At 38.1% G+C, this 1,729-nt stretch carries 5 protein-coding genes; all 5 read right to left on the bottom strand.

Annotated elements, in window-relative coordinates; all coding sequences use genetic code 11:
• Window positions 1–23: 23 nt before the first annotated feature.
• Entirely contained in the window at window positions 24–182 is a 159-nt protein-coding gene (locus tag ACP6PK_RS26075; RefSeq protein WP_426563975.1) for a hypothetical protein, read from the bottom strand.
• A 4-nt stretch (window positions 183–186) separates the two neighbouring features.
• Window positions 187–375 carry a hypothetical protein gene (locus tag ACP6PK_RS26080; RefSeq protein WP_094673091.1) on the bottom strand — a complete coding sequence of 63 codons (189 nt, stop codon included), beginning with the start codon at window positions 373–375 and terminating at the stop codon, window positions 187–189.
• Between the two features lie 3 nt (window positions 376–378).
• On the bottom strand, window positions 379–723 hold the full coding sequence (locus tag ACP6PK_RS26085; RefSeq protein WP_094673090.1) for a hypothetical protein: 345 nt from the start codon (window positions 721–723) through the stop codon (window positions 379–381).
• A 475-nt stretch (window positions 724–1,198) separates the two neighbouring features.
• Window positions 1,199–1,531, bottom strand: coding sequence for a DUF5615 family PIN-like protein (locus tag ACP6PK_RS26090; protein WP_426563978.1), 333 nt, complete (start codon window positions 1,529–1,531; stop codon window positions 1,199–1,201).
• 71 nt (window positions 1,532–1,602) lie between these two features.
• A complete protein-coding gene (locus tag ACP6PK_RS26095) occupies window positions 1,603–1,668 on the bottom strand; it encodes a DUF433 domain-containing protein (protein ID WP_371357351.1) in 66 nt (21 codons plus the stop codon).
• Between the last annotated feature and the right edge of the window lie 61 nt (window positions 1,669–1,729).

Here is a 1,729-nt window from a genome sequence, read left to right on the forward strand (position 1 = left end):
TCAAGTTTTACCATCTTTGCATACTACATTTTGTCGTGCGGAATGTGGGTTAAAACTTGTCCGATAGCATATTTATACTGCCTAACATTTTTTACTTCAATTACTTTAGAAGATGTCAAAATGTCAATTTTCCCCGTAGGAGTTGGTACTTCAGTCCGACTACCATACATTTGTGCAGCCAAATTATCACGTATAACTCTTTACTCTATGAGAAGTTTTTGATTTAGGATAGCGACGAGTTCCATTTTGTAACTCTTCAAGAGCAGGTTTCAATATAGGTACTTGCTCGTTGCCAACCTCAATGAGCAACTCTCCAGTTCTCCTCAAAATATCCTGGGCTAACTTACGTCCAAAGGTCTCAAAATGATTACTCATTTTCTAATCAAGCTCCTCCAGGTGATTAGAAATCTGATCCTTAAGATCTCTTGAAATAGGGTATGAATTTACTTCCCTTTTTATAGATTCTTTAGACATACCATTCTTGTAAAGTTGATCTACAACTGCCTTGAAGATTTCTGGAAACCCATATTGCGCTATTCCTTGAGATATCAAACCCATAATCCCAAGTACGGCAATTCCTCCTAACATTCCAAAGGGGCCACCAAGCATAGCCAAAGCTGCTGTAATTGCTGCTGCACCAGTCCAACCTGTTACAGCCATAGCTACTAAAAGAATTAAACCAGGCACTCCTAATGCCGCAATTTTATCTACAACCTTGTCCACTTTTTTCTTGCTCCTGATTCAATAAAAATATCTCAATGGTGCAAATAATTCCAACTTAGCAGATAAGAAAATTTGATTGAACAGGACTTACGCAAAGGTACTATATAGCAATTCCCAAAGTTATGAGGTACAGTTGTTTTTCTTCTTTTCTGTTCCCTGTTCCCAGTTAAGTGTTCCCTCAAACCTAAAATTTTGGGTGGTGGTGCATAGTAATGGTAGACAGAGTGTGGTCCGGGTGGGGAGTGTGGTCCGGGTGGGAAGTGTGGGAAGTGTGGGGAAAAACTACAAATATCTTCACCATTACTATGCAGGACTACCAAATTTTGTACCTCACGCTTTTTGGGAATTGCTATATATAGAGTTTAAAAACTATAACGTTATAGTTTTGAAGGCTATATGTATGGTCTATGCGTAAGTCATGTTAGACCAGAAATATTTGTAAACAGGTGGGGTATATAACTTAAGCAGATAACCATCAATGTAATTCTAAACAGTGAATAGTTAAATCGTCTAATAGAGCTTTAACTGCATTTTGACCAGACCGAATTAGATTTTCAACTTGATTAGTTGGTGCATTGCCACATCTCAACCAGATTACTATGGGTGGAGAACCATACAACCGACTTCTTTCTGCAAAATCTGCCTCCTGAGTCACAATACAGAAATTATTTAGTCTGGCAAAATCCCAGATTTCTGTATCTGTTTTGTCTGCTAGTCCATGAAACTGAACGTGGCTAGCATCTGGAAAAATGTCAGCTAAACGAGAAACCAATTTTCGGCTCAAGTTTTGACCGAATAATAGTTTCAAGGAGAACTCACTAAAGCAACTAAACGGTGATGACGGTCAGCAGCAAATTCTAAACAAGCTCTAATATGTTCTTATGTCAGCTCTGGAAAGTCATCAATAATCTCAGTAATGGACATTCCTGATGCCAACCATCCCACAACATCTTCATTAATTGATAATTGATAATTGATAATTGATAATTACCTCTCCCTAAAAGGG

Origin of the sequence: Dapis hubbardiae BLCC-M172 (assembly GCF_050016015.1) — a bacterium.
Classification (GTDB): Bacteria; Cyanobacteriota; Cyanobacteriia; order Cyanobacteriales; family Microcoleaceae; genus Trichodesmium.

What these genes read in the sequence shown, in the direction of transcription:
- ACP6PK_RS26080 (WP_094673091.1), bottom strand. Translation starts at nt 375, where the DNA reads ATGAGTAATCATTTTGAGACCTTTGGACGTAAGTTAGCCCAGGATATT.